27 protein-coding genes are annotated in these 25,879 nt (G+C 43.6%); 10 read left to right on the top strand and 17 right to left on the bottom strand.

Annotated features, from left to right (window positions below; genetic code table 11):
- Nucleotides 1-335 precede the first annotated feature (335 nt).
- Complete coding sequence (locus tag LC036_RS03015; RefSeq protein WP_226578040.1) at nucleotides 336-1,223, top strand: LysR family transcriptional regulator; 888 nt, start codon at nucleotides 336-338, stop codon at nucleotides 1,221-1,223.
- A 579-nt stretch (nucleotides 1,224-1,802) separates the two neighbouring features.
- Nucleotides 1,803-2,885 (top strand): mechanosensitive ion channel family protein, encoded by a 1,083-nt coding sequence (locus LC036_RS03010; RefSeq protein ID WP_226578037.1) that lies wholly within the window; start codon nucleotides 1,803-1,805, stop codon nucleotides 2,883-2,885.
- A gap of 93 nt (nucleotides 2,886-2,978) precedes the next feature.
- Here the strand turns inward: LC036_RS03010 and LC036_RS03005 are convergent, their stop codons facing one another.
- The 4 genes from LC036_RS03005 to LC036_RS02990 all read right to left on the bottom strand — a co-directional run bounded on the left by LC036_RS03005 (nucleotide 2,979) and on the right by LC036_RS02990 (nucleotide 7,641).
- Nucleotides 2,979-3,446 carry a DUF1641 domain-containing protein gene (locus LC036_RS03005; protein WP_226578034.1) on the bottom strand — a complete coding sequence of 156 codons (468 nt, stop codon included), beginning with the start codon at nucleotides 3,444-3,446 and terminating at the stop codon, nucleotides 2,979-2,981.
- Nucleotides 3,446-6,385 carry a formate dehydrogenase subunit alpha gene (gene fdhF, locus LC036_RS03000; protein ID WP_226578031.1) on the bottom strand — a complete coding sequence of 980 codons (2,940 nt, stop codon included), beginning with the start codon at nucleotides 6,383-6,385 and terminating at the stop codon, nucleotides 3,446-3,448. The genes LC036_RS03005 and fdhF overlap by 1 nt, the downstream gene beginning before the upstream one ends.
- On the bottom strand, nucleotides 6,378-7,187 hold the full coding sequence (gene fdhD, locus LC036_RS02995; RefSeq protein WP_226579968.1) for a formate dehydrogenase accessory sulfurtransferase FdhD: 810 nt from the start codon (nucleotides 7,185-7,187) through the stop codon (nucleotides 6,378-6,380). The genes fdhF and fdhD overlap by 8 nt, the downstream gene beginning before the upstream one ends.
- 223 nt (nucleotides 7,188-7,410) lie before the next feature.
- Nucleotides 7,411-7,641, bottom strand: a complete 231-nt coding sequence (locus LC036_RS02990; RefSeq protein WP_226578029.1) for a hypothetical protein — start codon at nucleotides 7,639-7,641, stop codon at nucleotides 7,411-7,413.
- 31 nt (nucleotides 7,642-7,672) lie between these two features.
- Between LC036_RS02990 and LC036_RS02985 the strand changes: the two genes are divergently transcribed.
- Both LC036_RS02985 and LC036_RS02980 read left to right on the top strand, forming a co-directional pair.
- Nucleotides 7,673-7,852: a hypothetical protein gene (locus LC036_RS02985; protein ID WP_226578026.1), complete on the top strand. Its 180-nt coding sequence runs from the start codon at nucleotides 7,673-7,675 to the stop codon at nucleotides 7,850-7,852.
- Between the two features lie 167 nt (nucleotides 7,853-8,019).
- Nucleotides 8,020-8,196: a hypothetical protein gene (locus LC036_RS02980; RefSeq protein WP_226578023.1), complete on the top strand. Its 177-nt coding sequence runs from the start codon at nucleotides 8,020-8,022 to the stop codon at nucleotides 8,194-8,196.
- A 229-nt stretch (nucleotides 8,197-8,425) separates the two neighbouring features.
- Here LC036_RS02980 and LC036_RS02975 read toward each other — a convergent pair whose 3' ends face one another.
- The gene (locus LC036_RS02975) at nucleotides 8,426-9,019 is read right to left on the bottom strand and encodes a metalloregulator ArsR/SmtB family transcription factor (RefSeq protein ID WP_226578020.1); all 594 of its coding nucleotides are present in this window, start codon (nucleotides 9,017-9,019) and stop codon (nucleotides 8,426-8,428) included.
- 296 nt (nucleotides 9,020-9,315) lie between these two features.
- On the opposite strand from LC036_RS02975, the gene LC036_RS02970 reads away from it, so the two are divergent.
- Nucleotides 9,316-9,720, top strand: a complete 405-nt coding sequence (locus LC036_RS02970) for an RDD family protein (RefSeq protein WP_226578018.1) — start codon at nucleotides 9,316-9,318, stop codon at nucleotides 9,718-9,720.
- Nucleotides 9,721-9,950: 230 nt separating this feature from the next.
- Here the strand turns inward: LC036_RS02970 and LC036_RS02965 are convergent, their stop codons facing one another.
- A complete protein-coding gene (locus LC036_RS02965; protein ID WP_226578016.1) occupies nucleotides 9,951-10,685 on the bottom strand; it encodes a DUF4397 domain-containing protein in 735 nt (244 codons plus the stop codon).
- A 301-nt stretch (nucleotides 10,686-10,986) separates the two neighbouring features.
- Here LC036_RS02965 and LC036_RS02960 point away from each other — a divergent pair, with 301 nt between their 5' ends.
- A complete protein-coding gene (locus LC036_RS02960; RefSeq protein ID WP_226578013.1) occupies nucleotides 10,987-11,409 on the top strand; it encodes a hypothetical protein in 423 nt (140 codons plus the stop codon).
- Nucleotides 11,410-11,550: 141 nt separating this feature from the next.
- Here LC036_RS02960 and LC036_RS02955 read toward each other — a convergent pair whose 3' ends face one another.
- Nucleotides 11,551-11,931 (bottom strand): VOC family protein, encoded by a 381-nt coding sequence (locus LC036_RS02955; RefSeq protein WP_226578010.1) that lies wholly within the window; start codon nucleotides 11,929-11,931, stop codon nucleotides 11,551-11,553.
- 160 nt (nucleotides 11,932-12,091) lie between these two features.
- Here LC036_RS02955 and LC036_RS02950 point away from each other — a divergent pair, with 160 nt between their 5' ends.
- From LC036_RS02950 to LC036_RS02940, 3 genes are all read left to right on the top strand, one after another.
- Nucleotides 12,092-12,286 carry a helix-turn-helix transcriptional regulator gene (locus tag LC036_RS02950; protein ID WP_226578007.1) on the top strand — a complete coding sequence of 65 codons (195 nt, stop codon included), beginning with the start codon at nucleotides 12,092-12,094 and terminating at the stop codon, nucleotides 12,284-12,286.
- A 3-nt stretch (nucleotides 12,287-12,289) separates the two neighbouring features.
- Nucleotides 12,290-12,724 (top strand): hypothetical protein, encoded by a 435-nt coding sequence (locus LC036_RS02945; protein WP_226578004.1) that lies wholly within the window; start codon nucleotides 12,290-12,292, stop codon nucleotides 12,722-12,724.
- Between the two features lie 592 nt (nucleotides 12,725-13,316).
- Nucleotides 13,317-14,429: an N-acetylmuramoyl-L-alanine amidase gene (locus tag LC036_RS02940; protein ID WP_226578001.1), complete on the top strand. Its 1,113-nt coding sequence runs from the start codon at nucleotides 13,317-13,319 to the stop codon at nucleotides 14,427-14,429.
- 304 nt (nucleotides 14,430-14,733) lie between these two features.
- Here LC036_RS02940 and LC036_RS02935 read toward each other — a convergent pair whose 3' ends face one another.
- The 10 genes from LC036_RS02935 to LC036_RS02890 form a co-directional block, all read right to left on the bottom strand.
- A complete protein-coding gene (locus LC036_RS02935; RefSeq protein WP_226577998.1) occupies nucleotides 14,734-15,192 on the bottom strand; it encodes a hypothetical protein in 459 nt (152 codons plus the stop codon).
- Nucleotides 15,193-15,352: 160 nt separating this feature from the next.
- The gene (locus LC036_RS02930; protein WP_226577996.1) at nucleotides 15,353-16,138 is read right to left on the bottom strand and encodes an ABC transporter permease; all 786 of its coding nucleotides are present in this window, start codon (nucleotides 16,136-16,138) and stop codon (nucleotides 15,353-15,355) included.
- 3 nt (nucleotides 16,139-16,141) lie between these two features.
- Nucleotides 16,142-16,933, bottom strand: coding sequence for an ABC transporter permease (locus LC036_RS02925; RefSeq protein WP_226577992.1), 792 nt, complete (start codon nucleotides 16,931-16,933; stop codon nucleotides 16,142-16,144).
- Entirely contained in the window at nucleotides 16,917-17,945 is a 1,029-nt protein-coding gene (locus tag LC036_RS02920) for an ATP-binding cassette domain-containing protein (protein ID WP_226577989.1), read from the bottom strand. The genes LC036_RS02925 and LC036_RS02920 overlap by 17 nt, the downstream gene beginning before the upstream one ends.
- A 152-nt stretch (nucleotides 17,946-18,097) precedes the next feature.
- Nucleotides 18,098-20,632: a heavy metal translocating P-type ATPase gene (locus LC036_RS02915; protein WP_226577986.1), complete on the bottom strand. Its 2,535-nt coding sequence runs from the start codon at nucleotides 20,630-20,632 to the stop codon at nucleotides 18,098-18,100.
- A gap of 36 nt (nucleotides 20,633-20,668) precedes the next feature.
- Complete coding sequence (locus tag LC036_RS02910) at nucleotides 20,669-21,037, bottom strand: ArsR/SmtB family transcription factor (protein WP_226577983.1); 369 nt, start codon at nucleotides 21,035-21,037, stop codon at nucleotides 20,669-20,671.
- A 151-nt stretch (nucleotides 21,038-21,188) separates the two neighbouring features.
- Nucleotides 21,189-21,896, bottom strand: a complete 708-nt coding sequence (locus tag LC036_RS02905) for a LutC/YkgG family protein (RefSeq protein ID WP_226577980.1) — start codon at nucleotides 21,894-21,896, stop codon at nucleotides 21,189-21,191.
- Nucleotides 21,896-23,320, bottom strand: a complete 1,425-nt coding sequence (locus tag LC036_RS02900; protein ID WP_226577978.1) for a LutB/LldF family L-lactate oxidation iron-sulfur protein — start codon at nucleotides 23,318-23,320, stop codon at nucleotides 21,896-21,898. The genes LC036_RS02905 and LC036_RS02900 overlap by 1 nt, the downstream gene beginning before the upstream one ends.
- A 16-nt stretch (nucleotides 23,321-23,336) precedes the next feature.
- Nucleotides 23,337-24,053 (bottom strand): (Fe-S)-binding protein, encoded by a 717-nt coding sequence (locus LC036_RS02895; protein ID WP_226577975.1) that lies wholly within the window; start codon nucleotides 24,051-24,053, stop codon nucleotides 23,337-23,339.
- Between the two features lie 52 nt (nucleotides 24,054-24,105).
- Nucleotides 24,106-24,810 carry a FadR/GntR family transcriptional regulator gene (locus LC036_RS02890; RefSeq protein ID WP_226579965.1) on the bottom strand — a complete coding sequence of 235 codons (705 nt, stop codon included), beginning with the start codon at nucleotides 24,808-24,810 and terminating at the stop codon, nucleotides 24,106-24,108.
- A gap of 249 nt (nucleotides 24,811-25,059) precedes the next feature.
- Here LC036_RS02890 and LC036_RS02885 point away from each other — a divergent pair, with 249 nt between their 5' ends.
- Complete coding sequence (locus LC036_RS02885; protein WP_226577972.1) at nucleotides 25,060-25,869, top strand: ZIP family metal transporter; 810 nt, start codon at nucleotides 25,060-25,062, stop codon at nucleotides 25,867-25,869.
- The last annotated feature ends 10 nt before the right edge of the window (nucleotides 25,870-25,879 follow it).

The following is a 25,879-nucleotide window of genomic DNA, read 5'->3' as shown; positions in this document are numbered from 1 at the left end:
CCATTTAGTTATACAGGACTTATGGCACACAAATTAGGTGAAAGGCGATTTGTCGTTTTCCTTTATCAAAGATGGAATTGAATGTCTGGAGAACCGCAGCCTTTCCGCGTGATTGTGGTGAGCTTCCTCAGGGTTCCGCCTTCCGGGATCTTACCGCCCATGTTTACCCCGCGGGAATCTCAAAATATAGCAGTCCCAATAGACAACCTGGATAGTAAATCTTCTACGAAAGGTTGTTACCTAAAGGGAATGACAGGCGATATACAACCCTATTCATGACCGGTTCCGCTTCAAAAGAACATATAAATCTTATTTATAGAAAAGGAGTGATGATGGTGGATATCCGTCATTTGGAATACTTTGCAGAGGTAGCGAAACAAATGAGCTTTACGAAAGCTGCTTCCGCTCTTCATGTATCCCAGCCCTCACTCAGCAAAACCGTAAAGCAGCTGGAAACGGAGCTCGGCGTTCCCTTATTTTACCGCTCTAAACAGCTGCAGCTGACGGATGCCGGTGAAGCCGTCCTTGCCAACACAGTTAAGGTATTGGACGCTTTCCATCAATTGACTTCAGAACTTGGTGATATCGTCAAAGTAAAAAGAGGGAAAATAAAAATCGGGATCCCTCCGATTACAGGGGCTGCCTTTTTCTCAAAAATCATTCGTTATTACCGGGACGAATATCCTCAAGTCGAAATACTGTTAAGCGAAGTCGGCTCAAAAATGATTCGACAGGGAATCGAGGATGGTTCCCTTGATATCGGTCTCGTCTGCAATCTTCCTGTCGGTTCCAAAACGTTTGAAACCCTTCAGGTCGTCCATGACCCTTTAATGGTGCTCATTCATAAAGATAACGACTTAGCCATGAAAGAGGCGGTCGACTTAGAAGAACTAAAAGAAGAATCCTTTATCCAGTACAGGAAGGACTTCACCCTTCATGACCGGATCATGGCAGATTGTAAAGCGAAGGGCTTTTATCCTAATGTCGTCTGTCACAGCTCCCATCGCGACTTTATGATTGAAATGGTGGAAGCAAAGGTTGGAATCGCCCTGCTTCCAAGCCAGATTGCTCTCGATATCAAAGACCGTAACATTGCGGCCCTCCCCATCCTCCGGTCAAACCTGACGCTTGAGCTGGGGATGATATGGAAGAAGGACAAATATCTCCCTTACGCGGTGCGTGAATTTATTGCTATGTCTAAAGAATACTTGATGAATCATTGATTACTCTGTAATTCTCTTTCTATTTAACCAGGGGTGGTCTTTCCTTTGCTTTATCGAGGTTTCGAAAACGCGTTTTTGGGAATGCCCAAATTATGACCATTTAGATGATTATGGCTGTCAAATATTTCTAAAGATGTACTTTATTTTGCTTTTTGATAAGCCTTATATTAAGAAATGCTAGTTTCGAGATGGACGCTGAGTATTATGAGGGCCTTGCAACTACTCGCTTTCCGCGGGGAAGACGGCAAGCCTCCTTGAGTTTCGCTCTTCGGGGTCTCGCAGTTTCCAGGCCCCCATTACAGAAATAAGGATCTCTAAACTACGATATTTATAAGTGGATTTTGCAGGTATAGAGAACGAATCCAGGGATGGAAGTTGAATAGCTCAGGGACTTGAATTCAAGCAGGCGATTGTACAGGAAGTTTGATAAGGTACGGCACGTTCGGTATTAACTTCGAACAATCCTATATCATTTAAAATGGAAAGCGAACCCTTTGCCATTCCTCTACAACTTATACAACTCGTCCGGATAACTGCCTTATTTAGCACATGAACTGAAATCGTTATGGAGGCGATGAAATGAATACATATGTTTTTGAAGACTGGCCTTGGGAGGATATTCTTTGGGTGATGGGCTTTATTGCAGCTCTTTTTCTTTTTCGCTGGTTATCTGCATGGGTCATCAGACACCTTATTCCTGAGAAAGATCGTGTTCAAAAAGTCTCTCTTTCTCTTATTAACTGGCTGGTTTTTAATGGTGTCTTGTTGTTTATCATCCTATATTTCTCTAATTCTGACTGGTTGTTCTATCCGATCTTCACCATCGGTCAAGTCAATATTACGCTCTTTTTAATCATCATCGCCGTACTCATTATTACTTTTTCCTACCGACTCTCAAACACATTAAACAGACACCTTCTTCCGTTCTTTTTTGAACGCCACAATCTGGATAAAGGCATTCAGTTTACGCTGGAGCGAGTGATCCACTATATCATTATGCTCGTTGCTGTTTTGGTCAGTTTAACAACGGTAGGCATTGATCTCAGTGCACTCACCGTGTTTGCAGGTGTCTTAGGAGTTGGGATTGGATTTGGAATGCAGAATATTGCCTCCAATTTCATCTCAGGATTGATTCTTTTATTTGAACGTCCGATTAAAGTGGGAGACCGTGTCTTAATTGATGATGTAGTTGGAGATGTTGAAAAAATAAGCATGAGGGCTACGATCGTCCGGACACTCGAAAACGAACACATCATCATTCCTAATTCTTATTTTCTCGAGGAAAAAGTAGTGAACCGCTCCTTTGCTGATTCCAGACTTCGATTAACGATTCCGATTGGAGTCGCTTACGGTACAGATGTTCAAAAAGTGAAAGAAATCCTTTTAAAGATCGCAGATACAGCCAATCAAGAAAATTCGTTTGTACTGGATTCTCCCCAGCCTTATGTTAACTTTCAAGGGTTTGGAGATTCGTCCTTAGATTTCGAATTGTTTGTATGGATCTCCAACCCGAAAGAAGTGATAAGAATTAAAAGCGAACTCAATTTTCATGTCTATGAGCAGCTCAATAAACATGGAATTGAGATTCCTTTTCCTCAGAGGGACCTGCATATTAAATCTGATCACACTTCCCTTTTGAACAAACATAGAAACGATCAGTGATAGAAATATTCGCCTCAGGACGTTAAGGAAAACTCATTTGCAGATAAAAAAAACAGTCTCCCCCGGTATTACCGGGAGAGACTGTTTTTTTCTTTATTTGCGGCCCATTCCTTTTAGGAAGTGCATCAACATGGTCATGCTTCGGTTTATTTCCGGGTCTTTTAAAGCTTTCGCAAGATCAAGAAATGATGTTTTCTGCTTCGTTCCTTCATTCTCCATGGCTTCAACACCATTGTTCAGCCTGGAGCTGAGGTCCCTCAATCCACTGATATTCAAATCTCCTAAGAGAAAGACAAGCTCGGGAATGTTTCTCAACAAAGGTTCATACTGATCCTTGTCAATCTCTTTTACGAAGTTTGCCAGGGTCTCATCCTTCCTGCGTGTGAAAGCCCTCATTGTATCAAGGGTCCCCTCATCTTCCAGGGCACGAAGCATCTCAATTCCTTTTAAGATGGCCTCTTTATTATCAGCTACGGCTTCTTTTACTTCCTGGACGTTCTCTTCCACCTGTTGTTCTCTCGTTTTCTCATACCGTTTAATATCCGTGATTGCTCTAGCCATTATTGCCCACCCTTCTTGCTTGGGAACACATAATCTTCCCGCTGCCATTTTTTCTGCACATTGACACTCACCTGTGGTACTGGATTTCCCCGGCGGTGATTGTTATGTGGAATAGGGGATTTTCCTTTTTTCTTGAGCACTTTCATTTTAACGGCAATTTCTTTATAAGCTGGTGTATCCGTGTCCTTGTCCACGCGGTTATCGGTCAGGTAGTTAATCGCAGACTTTCCGTTATCGTTCAGAGGAAGGAATATTTCCTTACCGCGAACACGGTCCGTAACGGTTACGACACCTGTCGCCTGGCCGGAATCAGAGATGAGCTTCACTTCAGCGCCCTCTTCAATTCCACGTTCTTTCGCAAGTTCTTCTGATACTTCTATAAAAGCATTCGGTGTTTTTCTACGGATTCCTTCTGACTTGTACGTCATATTTCCTTCGTGGAAGTGTTCAAGCAGGCGGCCATTGTTGACGTGAAGGTCGAATTCCTCATTCGGCTCATACATCAATTCATACTCAAGTGGATATAGTTTCGCTTTTTTATCCTCAAACGGGAAGCCGTCTGTAAATAATAACGGCTGGTCTGTGCCATCTTCTGCGACCGGCCACTGCAGGGATTTATATCCTTCTAAGCGGTCATAATGAACACCGGCAAACAAGGAAGCAAGACCACATGCTTCGTGCATGATTTCAGATGGATGGGTGTAACCCCAGTCGTATCCCATCGATTTGGCAATCAGCTGAAGGATTTCCCAATCTGGTTTCGTTCCTTCCAGAGGTTCAAAACTCTTATACAGACGCTGGATGCGGCGTTCCGTGTTCGTAAATGTCCCATCTTTCTCCAGACTTGGAGAAGCTGGAAGAACAACATCGGCATACTCCGCTGTTTTAGTAAGGAAAAGATCCTGTACAATAAATAGATCCAATTTCTCAAAAGCGTCCGTTACATAATTGATGTTGGCATCAACAATACCGGTATCTTCACCCATGACATACATCATAGAAAGCTCTCCATCATGGATGGCTTCAATCATTTCATGGTTATCCATGCCAGGTTCTTTTGGAAGATCTGTCTTCCAGGCTTTTTCATAGCGTGCGCGTACTTCATCATCTTCTGTTTTTTCGTATCCAGGGAAGAAATTCGGCATACTGCCAAAGTCACTACAGCCTTGAACGTTGTTATGTCCACGAAGAGGATAAGCTCCCGTTCCGGGTCTGCCGTAATTCCCTGTAATTAACAGAAGATTACTGATCGCTGTACTCGTGTCGCTTCCAAGCATATGCTGAGTTACACCCATCGCCCAGCAGACGACCATAGATTCAGCTTCTGCAATTTCTTGAGCTACCTGTTTTAGTTCTTCAATTGAAATACCGGTAAGCTCGGAAGCGTACTCCATTGTAAATGGCTCCAGACTCCTTCGGTATTCATCAAATCCATTGACCCAGTCATTAAGAAAGCTTTGGTCTTCCCAGCCCTGGTCAAGAATATATTTCGCCACTGCAGAAAGCCAGACAAGGTCGGTTCCTGATTTAGGCTGATAAAAACGGTCTGCACGTTTTGCCATTTCGTGTTTTCTCAGGTCAAACACAAACAATTTCTGATCAAACAGCTTTTGGGACCGTTTGATTCTTGATGCTAATACCGGGTGGGATTCTGCGGTGTTGGATCCAATTGTAAGGACAAGCTTACTTGATGCAATATCATCAATAGAACCCGAGTCACCACCATAACCCACGGTTCTAAACAGCCCTTTCGTAGCAGGAGCCTGACAGTAACGGGAACAGTTATCCACATTATTGGTACCAATAACCTGACGTGCCAGCTTCTGCATTAAATACGATTCTTCATTCGTTGCTTTAGAAGAAGCGATAAATGCCAGGTGATCGGCACCCTTTTCAGCTTTAATCTTCTTCATACGATCCGCCACATAGGCAATCGCTTCGTCCCAATCGACTTCTTCAAAGTGATCATCACGGCGGACAAGCGGTTTTTGAAGACGTTCTTCGCTGTTCACATAGTCCCAGCCGAACTTCCCTTTGACACAAGTGGAAATTCCGTTAGCCGGGGATTCTGCGCTTGGCTCCACTTTCAAGATCTGACGGCCTTTCGTCCAGACGTCAAAGGAACAGCCGACTCCGCAGTAAGTGCAGACGGTTTTCTCCTTGCTGATTGTCTCTTCACGCATCGCTGCTTCTGAATCAGATACAGCAAATAGAGGACCATAGCCTGTCTCGACTTTTTTCGTTAAGTTAATCATTGATTTCAAAATGCCTGGTTCTGTATCCGTCAAAAATCCTGCTTCGCCTTCCATACCTTTTTCCATCATCGCGTTACATGGACAGACGGTGGAACACTGACCGCAGTTGACACAGGAAGATTCATCAATCGGTACATCGTTGTCCCAGATGACACGTGGTTCCTGCCGCTCCCAGTCAATGGTCAGCGTTTCATTCACTTGAACATCCTGACATACTTCCACACAGCGCCCGCACAAGATACACTGATCAGGATCATACCGGTAAAAGGAACCGGAATTGTCTTTCTCGTAACTCGAAGGCTGGAAAGGACGGGACTGGTGCTCAAGTCCAAACTCCGCCATTGTATTATGAATTTCACATGAACCGTTGTTATAGTCACAAACTGTGCAGTACAGTTCATGTTTCTCTAAAATACGATCCAGAGACTCCTTCTGTGCTGTATGTACATGAGGGAGTTTTGTCTGGACTTTCATTCCGGCTTTCACCGATGTCCCGCAGGCTCGGACGAGTTCTCCATCCACTTGGACGATACATGTATCACAAGTCTGAATCGGTCCTAAAGACTCGTTATAACAGATTTGCGGCACCTGCTCGCCTGTCGTATTAATTAAGTCAAGCAAATTCTGATCAGGATCAGCTAAGTATTCATTTCCATTAATTTTTACCACTGTGTGTTCATTCAATCGTTACTCCTCCTTCACTAAAGACGCCTACACGCTCAGGATGGGTGTAGACATTCATCCGGTCCCCCCGGACAAAACCAACCGCTGTAATATTTAAATCATCGGCAAGTTCCAGGGCCAGATCTGTTGGTGCTGATTTGGACAAAAGCAGTCCAAACCGCATTTTAGATACCTTCAATAACACTTCCGAGGAAATCCGGCCGCTGAAAATAACGACTCTGCCTTTGGTGCTGATTTTCTCTCGGAGTAAATAGCCGTACAGTTTATCCAGCGCATTGTGACGGCCGATGTCCGCATAGGCTTTTATGATTCCATTTCTGTCAGCGATCGCTGCCTGGTGGACACCACCGGTCTGCTTAAACATTCCTGCCTCAGCCTGGAACATTTCCATGAGCTGATAACAGGACTCTGGTGAAAATGTGGTTTGGTCGGTCGCGGTCTTTGCGGTTGCCGCGTCATTTTGAAAATAGAAAGCTCTGCTTTTGCCGCAGCAGCTCCCCAGCCACCGCTTCTGTCCATGGCTGGCAGACGACACTGGACGGGTCGTTTCAATATAAGCAAACCCTCTGTCTACATCTATATCCAGCTTTCGAATTTCCTTATTCAATAGAATTACGCCTTCAGATGCAAGAAAACCTGTCACCAGTTCTTCCAGATTCTTTGGTGTGCAGACCATTGTCGCAAATTCTTCACCATTTACGACCAAAGTCAGCGGGTATTCTGCCGCCACCGTATCGCGTTCTTTTTTTTGTTGATTTCGACTATAACGGTGAATCTCCCACGAACGGGTTTCCAAATTTATCCCCCCTTGAAACGTTACCTCCCTATTCCCTTTCTTTCGACAAAACAAACGCCTGTCACGTATTCGTGACAGGCGTTTGTAGTTTTTCTTTATTTTAATGATTTTCCATCGATAGGAAGCTTAAGGGTAAACGTTGTTCCATTCGAAAAAGTTTCGGCTAGAACAAGGTCGCCGCTGCGTACTTTTAATTTTTTCAGACTGCCCCGAAAGAATCTCTCACAAATCATTTTCTGTTCTTCTTCAGGAAATCCCAGACCTGTATCTGCCACCTGATGTTCACTGAACGAACACCAGCAAGCAGTTCTGTCCGCATGTGCTGAAGCTTTTTCAACTTACCTGCCATGTCTGTAAACGTCTGGGTCAGTTCAGCGATCTCCTTTTCTTTGAGTATATTTGAGATGTGAACATCATAATTCCCTTCACTTACCTGCCTGGAAGCTTTATACCCAGCCAATAAGTCAGGAAGATGTCAAAATGAATTTTTTATGGAGGCCATTCTGGTATTGATCGTTATTGATTACGATGCCGGCCAGGCTGCTTATGAGAGAAGCGTTTATCATTCCATTAGGTGGGAATATAAAATCAAGTTTATCATCTTAATTGTGGAAAGAGCACCAAGATTTGTATCTATTTTTCAATACCTTATAAATACTCTAAACCCTTAGAGGGTTTCTCCTGCTTCTGGTTCTCGCAGGGGTTATGCTTTTTCTATTGTTAGCAGGGATCGGTCAGATCGTTTCTCTTTTCCAATAATTTTTATTTTCTCTTGTTCTTAAACGAATAATCCAGGTAATAAAGGGATATGAACCATTACAGCAAAGGAAGGTTCTTAATGAATGATATCGTTTTGTCGATCGTCTGTATCGTATTAGTCATTGTAGGTTGGGCTACTGTTATTATTCCAGATTTTGAGAAGGCAAGAGGTCAACGAGATGGTCAATGGGTGCATGTGATTGCCGGGGTCGTATGTTTCCTGTTAATCGTTTGGGTAGTAAAAATCTTATCATGAAGACAAGCAAAGGGACGTTTATAACTCTGCACTTCAGGAACTTCTTTTGCCCGCAACTATAGGAATTTAAACTTTGACACAGCCTGGTAAAAAAAACAGACAAGAGATTCATAACTCTTGTCTGTGCTTGACTCTTTCATTCTTTTAAACGGTCTCCCTTATTCGTAAATATAGATTATGGATTTCAGCAGCGTATTATGGGGACCGGGAGACCCGGGCAGGATTCAACTTATTTTCTTATGACTACGACCGGCCACATTTCGACAGGATTTAATTCATATGTGTTGTTTTCCCTGTACATGAACTGCTGCATAATCCATTCACGTCTTATCGTGGCAAAATCGTCAAAAAAGGTCTGAATATAGGCATTCACATCTTTTTCCTCATAGGTTTTTCCATGTTCAAACCACTGGACAAAATAAGATAGAATAACGTTCTTCTTTTTTAACTGCCTCGGGATCTGCTTTAATTTCCCTTCTACCGTAACAAAACTTTGAATGATTTTGCTTTGTTCTGTCTCGTCGACTTTTAATTCCTCTGCACGCACCGTCTCCTCATCTCCAATCCGTAAGATAGCTGTCGTCATAAATTCCAACTTTTGTTCATTTAAGTGAAAGTAGATCGTGTTTTTATCTCTTCGTGAATACACCATACCTGTATCCTTCAGCTTCTTTAAATGGTGCGTAATGGTAGGCGGACGTAAGCCAAGCTTACCTGCAATTGCCTGACCATGAAGCGGGCCCCGCCTCAACAGCGCAATAATTCTAAGTCGTGTCGTGTCCCCGACGGCTTTATGAAACTGGACCATCTTCTCTAACTGCATGATAGCACCCCCAAATTCAATGTTTATCTAATTTAATGATAATCTAATTAGATGGATATTACAACACCCTCCACCTCAAATGAATGATGAAGATTTTTCTTCAAGGCGTGAACGATCCCTCTAGATAAGAAAACAAACCTAAGGTCTGTTTCAATAGAGTAATATTTATAGATTCCAATAGTTCCTCTATTTTCCTTTACGTGTTTTTACGTTATAATCCATGATAATAGTGTAGGTATATGGATTCATGTAATAGGAAGTAAGTGATCATTGGAGGATTTGAGGAGTGTTGTAACTTGGAAAATCCAGCTGGATTTTGGAATCGAGTGGGAGCTAGATTGTTAGATGGTTTAATATTGATGGGTTTTTTCAGTATTTTCACCGGAGAATTAGTTACTGAAGAATATGGTGTTCCAGATGTCCTGGCTGTATTTTACGCACTTCTCCTGCCATCTATATGGTATGGCTATACGTTGGGTAGAAAAGCATTAGGGAACAGAATTGTTAAAGCTGATGGTTCAAATGTTGATGCTGTCAACATGGTTAAGCGCGAGCTTCTCGGTGCCTTGTTATACTTTGTCACTTTCGGTGCTGCCCTCGTTATAAGTGCTTTTATGGTCGGATTAAGGGAGGATAAACGAGCAATCCATGATTTCATAGGTGGAACTTATGTGAAGAGAGAGAAGACTTATCACAATTAATTCAAGAAATACTTTCGTTTATTTTAAAAAAGAATCCATTCCTTATACAGTTCGTACTCCTTTGTATGTAAGCATCCAGTGAACGTTTTTTTATTAATAGGCCATTCGCTTAATAAGTCAATTAAAAAAACTTCCAAACTTACAAAAGTTCTTTTTTGTATAGGCATGATGGCACAATTAAATTTCAATAGAGGCAAAAAAAACAGGCATAGAACATGCCTGTTTAGCTTCTAAGGTTGTAAAAACATGGCTTCAAGCGGAGGTTGACCGCCCGCTAATCCTAACGCTAAGGCTGTATATACCTGATTCGGGCTGACGGTTACTCCAGGTACTTCCAAGGCCGTTTGATTGGTTCCCGCCACGCGGACTTCCAGATCAACGGTTGTAGGCGGCAGGGTCAAATAGCGGGTAGCTTTTCCAAAGGGAATATTTCGAAAGAGAACGTCTCCCCCTTTAACGGCTACATCAACGGCAGGTGCATTCGGGGACAAGTGCCAAAAACGAACCTTGGCTTTTCCATTAGACACCGCGTTGTTATCCATGACAGGAATCAGCTGCAGGTTATTGAGCTTCCCGGCAGCTGCGACGGTGTACATGTTTCCTCCTTCTACGCCGACGTTCTGCGTGAGGACAGGCTGATTGGTTTGACCGGCTGGGTAAATATCAATCTTATACTGGCCCCCGGGAACTTCCAAATAGTCACTTTGCTGTTTATAAGTAACGCCTTCTAAAACCTTCTGACCGTTTACATACACATCCACAGCTGGTGCATCTGGAGAAGCGTGGAGAACCCGCACTTTCGCCGGCGAGCCGTTCATCCCCGTCATCTGATCACTCCGCTCACACATCAGCCACTGCTGCATACATTGCAGATGCATGTGGTAATAATGCACATGTTTTTGCGGATCCAGATACTTATAATAGTTGGCGAGCATATCATATTTTGCAGCCTGCCATGCCAACATGTCTGGGTTTCCATATTGGTACATCACACCCACCCCTTTCAAAGATTCCCCAATTAAAGCTTATTCACCTGTTAGAAGAAGAGAACTAAAACCTCCTCTTCCCAATGAGGAGAGATGTGTCGGGAAACCTCTTATGATGGACTCTGCTAAACGTGGTGTTCTGTTCTGGTTTTTGAAAGGTTTTTTGGAGTCTTATGTTAAATTTATAGAAAGAAACAAAATTAAAAAAGGAGCAATTTTGTGGAAGAAGGAAACGGTTAAATTAAAGTTATGATGATTATCATTAAAAAGGGGTGTACTTATGAGACAGATACATTCTGAGGAGCAGGGCATAAAAATAGCAAGTCCTCTAGATTGTGAGAATTCACCTAAAAAGAAGGTTCTTAAGGAATTTATAACTGCATGTGCCATAAAAGATTTTCATACGATATCTACATATACTATGAAAGATATATGCTGGAATATAGTAAATGACCTTACTGTTCACGGGAATGAAAAAGTGACTGAGGTGTTAGAGCTTAGAATCACCTCAAAAATCGTTCAAATTGACATCCTGAATATGATTACACATGGGAAGATGGCATCTGTTAATGGCACAATAAAATTTGAAGATCATACTACTTACTCTTTTTGTAACGTTTACACTTTTGTAAGTGCAGGGAAAAACACGATAAAGGATATAACTACATATGCAATCAAAATGGATGAGTGTTTTTCTCACTGACGAATGCTTTAGTTGTAGAAAAAATAAAATAGGACGATAAAAAACGCTCGAATGACCTGAGCGTTTTTTATTTGCTTGTTAACCCGTTCCGTAATTATGGAAATTACTTTTTTGTATCATCGGCTTACCATAGACTCTCTATCAATTTCTTTCCATGACAGCGAAATAATTTTCTTCACTATCCGCGAAATTAAACACTCTCCCCGATGGAAGATTCATGATTTCTCCCACAGTTATTTCTTTATTGAGCAAATCACTTCGTAGTTGTTCTAAGTTCTCAGAGTAGAACATTAAAGAAGGTGTATCAAGGTTTAATCCTGGAGACATTTTAGCAACGAACTCTTTGTTGTGAAGAACAATGGTCGTTTCAGCCCCTTTGTTTGGAGCAATCTCAATCCATCTCATTCCTTCATCGTTATTTTCTTCAGAAATCACAATAAACCCTAAGTTCTCTATCCAAAAATTCACAGCTTCGTCCTGGTGATCAACGTATAACATAATTTGACCTACTTTAGTAACCACACTTCTCCACTCCCTTTATGAGATATTCTATTATTCTCTATTTAACATGTGGATCCCTCTTTTTCTAAACTGCGCCAATATACATTACAAAACGTAAAATATAATTGACATTTTGTAATGTGTTGAATAGTATATAGTTAGAAGGAGGAGATGACCTTTTTTGAAAAACAAAAAAATGAAGATCGCCCGTGCTGAATCAGATCTTTCTCAAGAAAAATTAGCAGCTATTGTCGGAGTTACAAGGCAGACGATTAATTTAATTGAAGCCGGTAACTATAACCCGAGCCTGAAGTTGTGTACAGCCATTTGTAAAGCTTTAAACAAAACTTTAGATGATTTATTCTGGGAGGAATGAACAATGAGTGCTGAAAAGTTGGTTAAGGAAACTAAATGGACCATTGGTGTATCGTTAGTTGTCAGCGCAGCCCTATTTATCACCTGGATTATTTTCGAAACAAATGACCTTCCTTTTTCTGAAAACAAAGCCTTCTTAGCCCTATCACTTATTCCTCTCAGTGCAGCACTCGCCTCCTTCCTTAAACTTATGAAAATAAAAAAGAACCCTGAAATGATTGTGCACGAGACGGATGAGAGACTTGTAGCCGAAAAGAATGAAGCCGATGCGAAAACATTGAAAATCCTTCAAGGGCTTTTGTTCTTATCCTATTTGGGATACACATTTATCATCCCCGAGGACACATTTAGATCAATCGGATGGTGGATAACGTTAAGTGTACTTCTCTTCTCGTTATTCGCTCCAATCCTGTTCCGCCATATTATGAAAGAAATATGACAAAGACCTCTCTAACCGGCAGGAAAGCTTCGTCAACGCTATTACTCAGCAACCATTATATTGGATTTGAAAAAGGGACCTCGTTATAAATAGAGGCCTTTTTTTCATTGGCTCTGTTAATGTTTAGTGTTGATTTTGTTCCATATAAGCCCCCTTATATGGAAGGCTCGAAGTTGAGAGAATGCCTCCGCTTTCCCAAATTGAGTATAAGGTGGTTCGGGAAATCGAGTCGTTCCCCAGACATCCTTCCACTCAATAAACGTAACGTCCCCACTTACAATAAAGTGTCTCAGGTTGGAGTCTTCAACACTCCTGCCCTATTCTTAAACAATGATAATAGATCCAGCTGGAAACAGAGAAACCCATTTTTCAATTAACCCCTCCCCTTTAAATAGGAAGATAAAATGTTCATAAATGACCTAGCCAAAAGCCCTTTATCATGAAACACACACACTTTACAGAAGAAACAAGCATACCCTTATATATCTGACCAAAACTTCGTAGAATTGGTCAGATGTTGTCTATCTTTTCAACTGATTTTTACTTCCACCTATGGAAAAAAGCTTTAGTGATCAATTAAGAGGAGATCTATATGGCAAGACTTATTTATCCAAATAAGAGTTGGAATGGCAGGTTAGTAGCTTTGGATGATGGACATGGGATGGAAACTCCAGGGAAGAGAACTCCCTTCATCCCTGAAATTAATCGTTCTATAAAAGAAAATGAATTTAATAGGAAAGTGGTCGGGTACCTTACTGAAATTTTATTAGCTCATGGTTTCAGGGTTCTGCAGGTTGCGCCTACAGACGAAGATACTCCCCTTCCTGTACGAACGGATGAGGCCAATAGAAATAATGCCGACATCTATGTAGCTGTTCATTACAATGCATATGACGGCACGTTCAGTCAGACTCCTAACGGGATTGAAATTTACGTTTATCCCGGCAACTTGAATCAGGAGTCAGGCAGGCTGGCTTCGTTAGTAGGGAATTATTTACGTAAAGGGACACAGCAGAATTGGCGGGGGATTAAAGAAGCAAACTTTCATGTTTTACGTGAGACAAACATGCCTGCAATCTTAACGGAAAATGGCTTTATGGACAATAAACGAGAGGCTCTATTAATGATAGATGATGATTTTCAAAGAGAAGTAGCTGCCGAGCATGCGCAAGGAATTTGTGAATTTTTCGGCATCACTTTTAAAGGTACAAGAGAAGCGTTTGACCCGGAAACTTTGAAACTAGGAGACCTTGGAGTACAGGTAAGAGCTCTGCAGGAAAACCTTCTTAAGCTTGGGTACACCATGGATGGCTATGGAGCAGATGGTTCATTTGGACCTGCAACCGAAGAAGCGGTCCGCCGTTTTCAACGGGATAATGGCCTGAAGGTTGATGGAATTTACGGACCGGCTACCAGAAAAGCTATGGAAGCCGCGTTGAAAAAGCTCGAGGAAGGAGAAGAAGAATTGGAGAAGTTGGCAATTGTGGTTAATTCCTATGCTGATTTTCCAGCGGTTGAAGCGCTGGCCATTCGAAAAAGTGCAATGATCGCTTTGAGAAAAATTGCCGAACAGCGGGTAGTGGCTGAACAGATTATCGTGGCTGGCGGAGGAACGCAGGGATTAAAAGGGAGCAACTTTATAGACTTGTCCGGGAGCAACCGATTAGAAACAGCGCAGAATATTAGTGATTATTTAAAGAGTTAAATGTATGGAACGAATACTATTGTAACTCCTTCAGCCTCGAATGGAGATCTATGCATAAATGAAAATACTTGGCTGCTCTCTCTGAAAATGATGGTAAATAAAATAAGACCCTGGGAAATCAATCTCCCGGAGTCTATTTTTATTGTTTATCTTTTTCTCTGATCTTTTCCTATATTACATTGATTAAACCATATAAAGGGAATGGTTATCCGGTGCCCCCTCTTGCTTTATAAAATAGAGTCTGGTAGATAACTTTGTTAAATTTATGAAGGCAAAAATGATGGGAATCTACTGTTAAGGAAGTTCAATCTTTTCCAAACGCCGCCACCCGACCTGAATAACTTTCTGCAATAGAAATAAACCATTCCTTGTCTTTTTCTTTTTTTGAAAACAAATATTTATAACTATGCTTATCAGATTGCCTCCATTTTAATACATATTCTTTCCCTTTCGAGATCCATACCAGGTCAGCGATTTTACTGTTTTCTACTTTTTGGGACGGACGATCATCAAACCTTGATGATGCCGTCATAAACGTAACATTATGCTTTCCATTTTGATAAAATACTTTCGTTACGGGATGGGTAAAACCATCATTTAGGTAGGTTATTTTCTGTATCTTATAGCCCTCCGGCATATCAGGTGTTTGAATGTCACCAATACTCTCCTCTGCCCCTTTCATCGTTTGAAAGGTAAAATTCTCTCTGCCGCTGCAGGCAGCAAGCACCAATAGTAAAATGAACAGAAGTAAGAGTTTCTTCATAAGCCTCTCTCCTTACTTTTTTCACTCATACAGAAAGTTCGATACTTTCGTTGAGGAATCCTGTTATCAAAGGCAGCCCCCTATTTTTTCGCCTTGATCAAATAGCAGTCTATGAAAAAACCCCCGAGGCTCAAAACCTCAAGGGGTGGGACTGTATCTATTAATTCCCTGCACCGCGGTACTTCGTGACACCGATATTCCATACAAACACCGATAGTGCGAAAAAAGCAAAGCCGACCACAGGTGTTAAGAATGCATATCCGTACCAATCTTCCCGTCCTAAGAAATAAGCCGATGGATAGACACCTACAAAGGCAAAAGGAAGAATCCAGGTCAGGATAAACCGGATGACCTTGTTATAAATATCGACGGGATACCGTCCATAGTTGCCGATATTATACATCATCGGAATAATGCTCGTACGACTGTCGGACCAGAAACTGATGCTGGCAAGTAAAACAAAAATACCGGCATAGACAAACGCTCCACCAATCACCATAATTAGAAAAACAAATGGATCATACCAGCTGATGGAAAGATCCAGACGGCTCCCGGCATAAATCATGACGGCAAGTCCTGTGATCATGCCAAACAACGATTCCAGTTCCATCCGCTCTAAGATAATTTGAAAGAGCGAATGAACAGGACGTGTTAAAATCCGGTCCATCTCCCCTTTGACAATGTATCGCTCATTAAAATCCCAAATATTAAAGAATGCCCCAAAGATTGCAAAGGGAACAAGGAAAAATCCATAGATAAAAATGATTTCATCCCTCGACCATCCGCTTAATAATTGAGTATGGCCAAAGACAACGAGGATGAAGATTAAGTTGACGGCCTGAAATAAAAGGTCGGACATGATCTCCATCAACATATCTACGCGATAGGTTAAGCGTGTCTTCATGTATTGTGATATATAATGAAAGAAAATCGCTGCATGCTTCATGTTCTATCCCCCCTGAACGATCAGCTGTTTTTTAGCAGCCACCCATAATAATTGAATTGGAATGATCAACAGCAGCGCCCAGACGACCTGGAACATCAGGGCATCCCAGATTTCCGGCTGGGTGAACCCGTCTGTGAAAATCATACTTGGGATATAACTGATTGCTTGAAATGGAAGAAAGTCCATAAAGTTCTGCGCCCATCCTGGATAAAAGCTGATCGGCAGAAGCAGTCCTGAAAACAGGTCGATGACCACCCTTTTGGCACGGATCAACCCGTCATTGTTAAAGAAAAAGAAGGTCAGTACGCCTGTCAGCAGGTTGATCTGCGTGTTGACGATAAAGCTGAAGATAATGGAAACCATAAAGAACAGCCAGGTTGATAATGTGGCAGAGAAACTAATCGGAAAGATTAAGCTGACAATCACCATTCCAGGTACAGAGAAGAATCCCAGACGGAAAATTCCCTCCCCGAGCCCCTGCATCGTCTTCATCGTTAAATAATGATAAGGCCGGATAAATTCCACAGCGACTTTCCCTTCCTTAATTTCCTGGGCAATCTCGCGGTCAATATTGTTGAAATAAAAAGCACGGGCCATCCAGGCAACCGCAATATACGTCGTCATTTGAACAACGGAAAGACCCTCAATTTCGCCTTTATCTCCGTATATGGCACTCCATAAAAAGTAATAAGCTCCGATATTAATGCTGTAAATAAGAATCCCGCTGTAGTAATTCGTCCGGTAAGCGAGCATCATTAAGAAGCGGATCCGGATCATCTCAATGTATTTGGCCATGGATAACGCCCTCTTCATAAATATTTCGGATGATCTCCTCCGTTGACACTTCATGAATTTTAATATCCGTTATCCGGTGTGCAGCAACGACACGCCCAATCACTTCAGAGATGACATTTTCGTCGTTGACGACGTTAGCTACCCAGACATTTTTCCTTTTCCCTTCTGACCATTCAGAATCCAATTCATCAAGCAGCGGGGAAAGGGTTTCTTTTGTCTGCTGCTCGGCAAACTGGAATTCAATCTGCTTTCCTTCTCCCCAATTCGAGCGCAGTTTCTTCAAGGCTCCGTCATAAATGATCTGCCCCTCATCAAGCATAATTACGCGGTCACACAGCGCCTCAATGTCTGTCAGATCATGCGTCGTCAGCAGAATGGTGGTTTTATATTTTTCGTTCATTTCCTTTAAGAAATTACGAATTTTCAATTTCACCAATACGTCCAGCCCGATGGTCGGTTCATCTAAAAACAGCAGCGGTGGATTGTGGAGCAAAGCAGCTGCAAGCTCACAACGCATCCGCTGACCTAACGATAACTTACGGACCGGCTTGTCCAGGAGCGGACCGATATCCAAAGACTCAATGACATGGTTCATATGTCTGTCGTAATCCTCATCTGAAACGTTATACACTTTCTTTAGCAATTTAAACGATTCCTGAACGGCGATATCCCACCAAAGCTGAGAACGCTGACCAAAAACAACCCCGATGGATCGAACGAATTTCTCGCGTTCTTTATGGGGATTCATTCCGTTCACCATCACTTCTCCATTGGTCGGTGTTAAAATACCGGTCAGCATTTTAATACTGGTCGATTTCCCAGCACCATTCTCTCCTATATAACCGACCATTTCTCCCTGCTTCACATCAAAAGACAAATCCTTCACAGCAGAAATAATGGAATAGTTCCGGTTAAACAAATCACGGAAAGCCCCTTTTAATCCAGGCCTGCTGGAATGGGATTTAAAATCCTTCCGTAAATTCTCTACATGTATTACATGATCGTTGTTCATATGTATGTGTCCCTCCTATGTCAGACCTCATCTAGTTTACCGAAGTCGACCACAATAAACAATAAAAGGCGGTTACTCTTTTTTTCGAGTAACCGCCTTAGACACTTAAACTAACTCAACCCCTGAAGTTGTGACTTTCCAGTATCCCCACTTTATTTCTGTCTCAGCAGGCGCATGCTGTTTAAAATGACAATCAGCGCGGCACCCGTATCACTTAATACCGCCATCCAAAGAGTCAGAAATCCAGGGAAGATTAATATCAGCGCCGCAAATTTAGTAATTAAGGAAAACCAGACGTTCTGCTTAATGATGTTCAGCGCTTTCCGGCTCAAACGAATGGTATGCGGAAGTTTTTCCAGATTATCCGCCATAAGAACGATATCAGCGGTTTCCATCGCCGTGTCTGTTCCGGCGCCGCCCATTGCAATGCCGATATCCGCTGTCGCCAGAGCCGGAGCATCATTAATTCCGTCTCCAACCATGGCTACATTTTTTCCTTCATCCTGTAATTTCTTGATCGCTGTCACTTTATCTTCCGGTAACAATTCAGCGAAATATCGATCGACACCTGTTTCGACTGCGATTTTCTTCGCTGTGCCGTCATTATCTCCTGTTAACATGACCATCTCTTTCATTCCGACAGCTTTGAGAGTTCGAATGGATTGAACGGTAATGTCGCGGATCGTATCCGCAACCGCGATGACTCCAAGAATGTCTGTACGCGTACCAATGACAACAAGTGTGTTCCCTTCCCCTTGTAAAGCTTCCAGGCGTTTTTCGATTTCAAGAAGAGAAACGTTCATTTCTGTAAACCACTTCGGATTACCGGCAAAGTATTCAACTCCGTTGATTGTCGCCTGTGCGCCTTTTCCAGCTGTCGCTTTAAAATTCTTTCCATCTCTCACTGAAACCTGACGTTCCTCTGCGTAGGTTGTAATCGCTTCTGCAATAGGGTGAGTGGAGTGCTCTTCAATCGTCCGCGCAATAGCAATAAGTTCTTCTCTATCCTCATGCAGCGCGATAACTTCGGACACTTTCGGCTTTCCTTCTGTCAGCGTCCCTGTCTTATCAAAGGCGATCGCTTCAATAGCTCCCGCTTTTTCTAAGAAGGTGCCTCCTTTTATTAACACACCGTTTCTTGCGGCATTCCCGATCGCAGAGACAATCGCAACGGGTGTAGAGATGACAAGAGCACATGGACAGGCTACTACTAATAAGGCAAGCCCTTTATAGAACCACTCTCCCCACGTACCAAACCCGAACAACGGGGGCAGAACCATTACCGAAAGGGCTAAAACAAAAACAATCGGTGTGTATACACTCGCGAAACGATCGAAAAAAGCCTGCGTCGGGGCTTTCTTCTCCTGTGCTTCTTCAACTAAATGAATGATCTTTGCAATCGTGGTATCTTCGACCAATTTTGTAACCTTTATCGTCAAGGATCCACTTTCATTCACGGTCCCGGCATAAACGGCATCCCCCTGATGCTTATCTACAGGTAAAGATTCGCCGGTAATCGGTGCCTGATTAATACTGGAGTCCCCTGTCAGGATCTCGCCATCAAGCGGGATTTTTTCACCCGGCTTAACAAGCAGAACATCATGAATCTCGATTTCTTCTACTGCCTTACGAATCTGCTCTCCATCAGATAGAATGGTCGCCTCTGAAGGAGTGAGATTCATCAAGCTTCGAATCGACTCTCTCGTCCGCTCAATCGACCTGTTTTGGAGCGTATTCCCAAGAGCGAACAACCAGACGACCATCGCTCCTTCAAACCATTCACCGATGATAGCGGCGCCGATCGCTGCAGAAGCCATGAGTACGTTCATATCGAGGGATCCACTTTTTATCGCATAAAAAGCACTTCTAGCCGGCTTAAATCCTCCAATTGCAATAGCAAAAGCATAAAAAGCTGTGATGAATTCTGATGGTAGATTCGTCAAGGACCCTGCAAAACCAAGGGCGAGAAAGATTCCGGATAGCGTTGTCGCTGATGCTCCTCCCTTTTTCTGATGGGAAGGCTGAGCATCCTCACGGTCTGAGGAATCTAACGATGCGTCAAAACCGGCTTTCTGCACCTCTTTGACAATAGCCTTTTGATTGGTGGAGTGTTCCACGTGCATTTTTCCTGTGGAGAAATTGACACGGACCCTTTGGACGTTCGGATTTTTCCCCAAGTGCTTTTCAATCGTCATGGCACACGAACTGCAGTCCATCCCGTCAACTTTGTAAGTTTCCATGTTTCTATTAGAATCAAGCCGTTCTGCATCAAATCCTAACTTCCGAACCCGGCCTGGTATCTGCTGGATGATAGATGGATCTTCAGCACCGACGGCCATTTTTCCTGTTCCATAATTCACTTGTATGGAATGAATTCCTTCAAGTTTCTGCAGGCCCTTTTCAATGGTCGAAGCGCAGGAAGGACAATCCATCCCTTCTACTCGATATTCGATGGTACTCAGTTGACTTTCTTCCTTTTCATTCTGCGTGAGGCTGGCACTTCCCGAAGTGCTGCAGCAGGAGGAAGGTTCGGCTTCTTTATGTTCGTCACTTTCACAACAAGAAGTTTTGTTTCTTTCAGGTCCGCTCAAAGAGCAGCAGGAAGAAGCGGCCTTTGATTCTGATTCTTCAGGTTCCTGCTGGTTAGAACAACAGCTTGACTGTGCTTTTTTATCTATGTGATCCATTGGTTTTCCCCCTAGTGATTCGAACAAGGCTTGTTCCTACTCTTTGGAGTGAAGCAAAGCAATCGAAACGAGCTGATGGACATGATCATCAGCCAAAGAGTAAAAGACCAGCTTTCCTTCTTTTCGATATTTTGCCAGTTTCATGTTGCGTAACAGCCTTAAGTGATGGGAGGCGGTAGCTGTGGTTGAACCAATAATATTGGCTACATCACAAACGCATAGTTCCTTCTCTAACGTCAGCGCATAGGCAATCTTCATCCGGGTAGCATCGGAAAGGGCTTTGAAGATCAGCTCTACGCCTTCTATTTGTTCCATTTTCGGCTGCATTCGTTCTACCAGTTCTTCATCATAGCAGAACGTATCACACGTATGTTTATTTGTTTTTTTTAAGACCTTTTCACTCATTCCATACACCTTCGTTCAAATATTTGTTTGATTATTAACAGTGTATGATGCGACTCCCTCATCGTCAACTCCATATTCAAATAAATAGTAGAATAAAGAAAAGACTCCGCCTTCGCGGAGTCTTTTCTCTTCACCTATTGTAGTTTCTATTCTATAAATCATCCACGACGATATACGCAGCTTTAACAGGACCGTGTACTCCGACAATCAGATTCATCTCTATGTCAGCGCTGTTACTCGGCCCGGAGATGAAACTCACGCACGAGGATACCGGCACGCCTTTCTGCTCCTGTTCGTGGATCAACCGGGCTGCCTGAGTCATTCTTGGGACGAGCGTACTTTTTGGAATAATGGCGATAAATGTCTCCGGGAGAAGGCTGATTGACCGTCCGTTAAAGCGGTCATTAAACAACGTGACGGTGCCGGATTCAGCGAGTGTAATGTCACTGAATACGATCCCGGCCCCTGCTTTTTCTGCAAACGTCACATTCTCCTGACCTTTCTCTTCCTCCCAGACATGGACAAGATAGCCGTCTCTTCTCATATCATCATACGAATCAATCAAACCCGATGAGTCAAATCGTGGCCCGCCGGCGCTTACAAGCCGGTTCACCTTGTACGTATCCATGACTTGACGGATGGAGTCAGCAAGCTCACCCGATGTCGTTTTTATCACATCCGTATGAATGACCTTGCATTGTTCTTCCAATATATGAACAAGTTCATCCTGGGTCGCCCCGTGAAAAACGCGGTCCTGCGGCTGGACAGAATAGACAGGGGCATCTACCTGTGTGCGCCTTGGTCTATTCAGTCTTTCTGCCAGTTGATCAAGAAATCTTTCCCTGTTGTGAACCACCATCAGTCTTCCCTCCTTTTTTGCCGTTCTTGATACCACTTGCGGAAGCTTTTCTTTGCCGGCGCAGGAAAGTCGCGCTCTGCGGTCCAGCCTTTTAACGGCCCCGGTCCTTTTTCGATGTGCCCCCCTTTTGTCCAGGGACTTAAAGCGGTACGGGCCATTTTAGTACTCAACTGGTAGGCAGCTGGTGTAGAGGCCCATTTGGCAAAGCCTTTCATGAGGATCTCTTCTGACTTCGTCGTCATGTGCTCCTGTTCGACAATGATCTCACGGTGGCGGATCAAATGCTCATGAAGCGGAATTTTTACAGGACAGGCTTCCGTGCAGGCAGCACATAAGGTAGAAGCGTAAGGAAGTTCTTTATGGTCTTCATATCCATCCAAAAGCGGAGTAAGGACAGCACCGATCGGCCCTGGATAGATCGATCCATAAGAATGCCCGCCGACGTGCCGGTATACAGGGCAGGCATTGATACAGGCCGCACAGCGGATGCAGTGGAGCGCGGACTGAAATTCTGTACCAATGATTTTCGAACGCCCATTATCGACGATAACGAGGTGAAAATCTTCCGGTCCGTCTACCTCATTATCGAGGCGTGTCCCTGTGAGCGATGTAATATAGCTTGTCAGCTTCTGCCCGACAGCCGCCCGTGTCAGAAGACTGACAAGCACTTCAAGCTCCTCCCACGTTGGTACAATTCGTTCCATTCCCATCACCGTTATCTGTGTATCAGGAAGCGTACTGACCATCCGTGCATTTCCTTCATTGGTAACAAGGGTCGCTGTTCCAGATTCTGCCACGGCAAAGTTACAACCGGTAATGCCGATATCTGCATTCAGAAAATCCTCTCTCAGCTGCTCCCTGGCAAACGCAGCCAGTTCAAACGGATCGTCTGTTTGGGTATAGCCTTTTTTATTCGCAAACGTCTCTCTGATCTGCGCTTTATTTTTATGGAGGGCGGGTGTGACGATATGGGATGGCGGGTCTTCATCGAGCTGTAAGATCCACTCCCCAAGATCTGATTCCACCACTTCACAACCGCTTTCCTCAAGAGCCTTGTTTAAGCCGATTTCCTCTGTAACCATCGATTTTGATTTGACCACTTTTTTGGCCTGCTTTTTTCGGGCAACCTCCTGGATATACGCATTCGCTTCTGAAGCGTCTTGAGCGAAAAACACCGTTCCGCCCCGTTTTTCCACTTGCTCACTCAGCTGGTGCAGGTAATAATCCAGGTTTTCCATCGTATGATGACGGATTTCTTCTCCTAACGTACGCCAGTCTTCCCAATCGCCCAGCTCTTCCGCTGCTTTAAGACGTCCTGTTCGGAAACGCCCCTGCGCAGAGGAAACCGCCTTTCTCATAAAATCGTTGCCAATTCCGTCCTTTATCCGATCCGCGTAAGGTTTATCCCCAATTCTTATACTCATCCTACGCTCCCCTTTCTTACTGACTGTTCAGAACCTGAGCGATATGCAGCACGGTTGCCTCCTGATTGTTCCGGCGCATACAGCCCCCCATATTCATCAGGCAGCCCATGTCACCGCCAATTAAATAATCCGCTTTTGTTGACGCGATGTGGTCTGCTTTCTCCTGAACCATCTGCCCGGATATTGCTGCGTTTTTCACGGCAAAAGTTCCACCAAAACCGCAGCAGTCCTCCTTCTCAGGGAGATCGATCAGCGTAAGCCCTTCGACATTCTCAAGCAGTTTCCTTGGAGCATCAGAAACACCAAGAAGCCGGGTCATATGACAGGATGGGTGGTAGGTTGCTGTCCCCTTAAACGTCGATTTCACATCCTCTACTTTCAAAACGTCCACAAGAAACTGGGTCAGCTCATACGTTTTGGAAGCGAGCATCTCTGCTCGTTCTCTCCAGCCAGGCTCCTCTTTCAAAACCGATGGATATTCTTTAATCATCTGCACACAGGAACCAGACGGCCCGACCACATAGTCTGAGTTCTCAAAGGCTTGAATCATCTGCTTCATTCCTTTAGAGGCTTCCTTTTTATACCCACTGTTATAGGCCGGCTGGCCACAGCATGTCTGGGCTGCGGGAAAATCAACCTCACAGCCGAAACGCTCCAATAGTTGAATCGTATCTTTCCCGACATCGGGTGTGATCGTGTCGCAAAGACAGGTGATAAAGAGAGAAACTTTCATTTCCTATTCCTCCATTCGTAAGGTCATCTGATGAGTAAACATTACTTAAAGCTTATTTAAGAAAATCACGCAGAGACTTTTCTACATTACCAAGATGCACAAGCATCGCTTCTCTTGCTTCATATGCGTGTTGGGAGGCAATCGCGTCATATATCCGCCAATGCTCCTCTAAAAGCTTGCTTGTCCCGTCTTCGGTATGAAGCTGTTTCCTAGTTTCTCTCATGCCCTGGACCATAACATCCGATACACTTTGCATCAGATGAGTCAGCATTTGATTGCCGGTCGCTTTTACAAGAGCCATATGAAAAGCAAGATCGGCCTGTTCGCCAAGTTCACCGTTTCCTTTTGCTCTTTCCATTTCCTCAAGAGCCTGCTTCATATCCATAAGATCATTTTCTGTCCGGGATAAAGCAGCAGATGCAGCTGCCCCTGACTCCAAAATCCGCCGTACTTCAAGCAGTTCCTTCATATCTTCAGCCTTCATGAGAAAAGCAACCGAGATCGGAACGGAAAACCTTGTGGCATCAAACGCTTTTACATAGGTCCCTTCTCCTTGATGCATCTCCAAAATCCCCATAGCCCTTAGAGCGCTGAGTGCTTCGCGGATAGCCGAGCGGCCGACTCCAAAATTTTTGGCGAGGGTTTCTACACTGTCCAGTTTATCCCCCGGCTTTAACATTCCATTCTTTAACAAATCAAGCAGCGTATCGGCAACTTGTTCATAAATCTTCTTCGTCCGAATCGTTTTATAGTCCACAGAGCTTCCTCCATAATTTTCTATATTCCTTTTCATTTTACTGGAAATAAAGTTCGATTGAAAGCGTTTTCTGGGCATATTTCTTTCCCCTGCTCATGTTTCTTGAAGAAAAATTAAGGATATGGATAGAAGTCAACGTTAAAAAATTTGGTGAAAAGTTTGACCATTTTCCTTCACCCATATAAAATGACCGTATCAACTTTTTTTGCACACATTCAACTTTTAAGATACAGAAAGGAGAAATAGAAGGTGTTACAGTTCTTCCAGGATATTCATCCAGTTTTACAAGCTTTAATAAGTACGTTATTTACATGGGGGATGACGGCTCTCGGAGCTGCCCTTGTTTTCTTTGTTAATCGAACCAACCAAAAATTTCTCGACAGTATGCTTGCGTTTGCCGGCGGTGTGATGATAGCTGCAAGCTTTTGGTCTCTGCTCGCACCGTCCATTGAAATGTCGTCAGACGGTCCTGTTCCTTCATGGGTCCCGGCTCTTGTCGGCTTTTTACTCGGCGGGGCGCTGCTGCTTTTCATTGACCGCCTGCTTCCGTCTCTCGATACGGAGCGATATATGCATGATATTACGGATGAAAGAGCAAAAAACCGTACAGCGCTTCTCATCTTTTCTATGACGCTTCACAATATCCCTGAGGGTCTGGCTGTCGGAGTCGCCTTTGGCGCGCTGGCTTCCAACGGTACCGAATCCACCCTTGCTGGAGCCATCGCGCTTGCACTTGGAATCGGGATTCAAAACTTCCCTGAAGGTACAGCGGTGTCGATGCCGCTCCACCGCGATGGGATGGGGAAAAAGAAGAGTTTCATGTTCGGTCAATTTTCCGGTATGGTGGAACCAATCGCTGCCATGGTTGGTGCCTTTGCCGTTATACTCATCGAACCCATTCTTCCTTATGCGCTGAGTTTCGCAGCAGGTGCCATGATTTTTGTGGTAGCCAAAGAGATTATCCCAGGATCCCATGAAAAAGGGAACGTAAACCTGGCTTCCATTAGTTTAATGATCGGTTTTGCCGTGATGATGACGTTGGATGTTGCTCTTGGATAATATGAAAAGC

Origin of the sequence: Halobacillus litoralis (genome assembly GCF_020524025.1) — a bacterium.
Taxonomy (GTDB): Bacteria; Bacillota; Bacilli; order Bacillales; family Halobacillaceae; genus Halobacillus; species Halobacillus litoralis_D.
This window is presented reverse-complemented; position numbering and strand designations above follow the sequence as displayed.

Excerpts from the sequence above, each read along its gene's own strand:
- LC036_RS02910 (WP_226577983.1), bottom strand. The coding sequence starts at position 21,037 with ATGAGTGAAAAGGTCTTAAAAAAAACAAATAAACATACGTGTGATACG.
- LC036_RS03005 (WP_226578034.1), bottom strand. The coding sequence starts at position 3,446 with ATGGCTAGAGCAATCACGGATATTAAACGGTATGAGAAAACGAGAGAA.
- LC036_RS02940 (WP_226578001.1), top strand. The coding sequence starts at position 13,317 with ATGGCAAGACTTATTTATCCAAATAAGAGTTGGAATGGCAGGTTAGTA.
- LC036_RS02930 (WP_226577996.1), bottom strand. The coding sequence starts at position 16,138 with ATGAAGCATGCAGCGATTTTCTTTCATTATATATCACAATACATGAAG.
- LC036_RS02935 (WP_226577998.1), bottom strand. The coding sequence starts at position 15,192 with ATGAAGAAACTCTTACTTCTGTTCATTTTACTATTGGTGCTTGCTGCC.
- LC036_RS02895 (WP_226577975.1), bottom strand. The coding sequence starts at position 24,053 with ATGAAAGTTTCTCTCTTTATCACCTGTCTTTGCGACACGATCACACCC.
- LC036_RS02915 (WP_226577986.1), bottom strand. The coding sequence starts at position 20,632 with ATGGATCACATAGATAAAAAAGCACAGTCAAGCTGTTGTTCTAACCAG.
- LC036_RS03010 (WP_226578037.1), top strand. The coding sequence starts at position 1,803 with ATGAATACATATGTTTTTGAAGACTGGCCTTGGGAGGATATTCTTTGG.
- LC036_RS02900 (WP_226577978.1), bottom strand. The coding sequence starts at position 23,320 with ATGAGTATAAGAATTGGGGATAAACCTTACGCGGATCGGATAAAGGAC.
- LC036_RS02925 (WP_226577992.1), bottom strand. The coding sequence starts at position 16,933 with ATGGCCAAATACATTGAGATGATCCGGATCCGCTTCTTAATGATGCTC.
- LC036_RS02980 (WP_226578023.1), top strand. The coding sequence starts at position 8,020 with ATGAATGATATCGTTTTGTCGATCGTCTGTATCGTATTAGTCATTGTA.
- LC036_RS02985 (WP_226578026.1), top strand. The coding sequence starts at position 7,673 with ATGGAGGCCATTCTGGTATTGATCGTTATTGATTACGATGCCGGCCAG.
- LC036_RS02965 (WP_226578016.1), bottom strand. The coding sequence starts at position 10,685 with ATGTTGGCATGGCAGGCTGCAAAATATGATATGCTCGCCAACTATTAT.
- LC036_RS02945 (WP_226578004.1), top strand. The coding sequence starts at position 12,290 with ATGAGTGCTGAAAAGTTGGTTAAGGAAACTAAATGGACCATTGGTGTA.
- LC036_RS02920 (WP_226577989.1), bottom strand. The coding sequence starts at position 17,945 with ATGAACAACGATCATGTAATACATGTAGAGAATTTACGGAAGGATTTT.
- LC036_RS02905 (WP_226577980.1), bottom strand. The coding sequence starts at position 21,896 with ATGGTGGTTCACAACAGGGAAAGATTTCTTGATCAACTGGCAGAAAGA.
- LC036_RS02960 (WP_226578013.1), top strand. The coding sequence starts at position 10,987 with ATGAGACAGATACATTCTGAGGAGCAGGGCATAAAAATAGCAAGTCCT.
- LC036_RS02975 (WP_226578020.1), bottom strand. The coding sequence starts at position 9,019 with ATGCAGTTAGAGAAGATGGTCCAGTTTCATAAAGCCGTCGGGGACACG.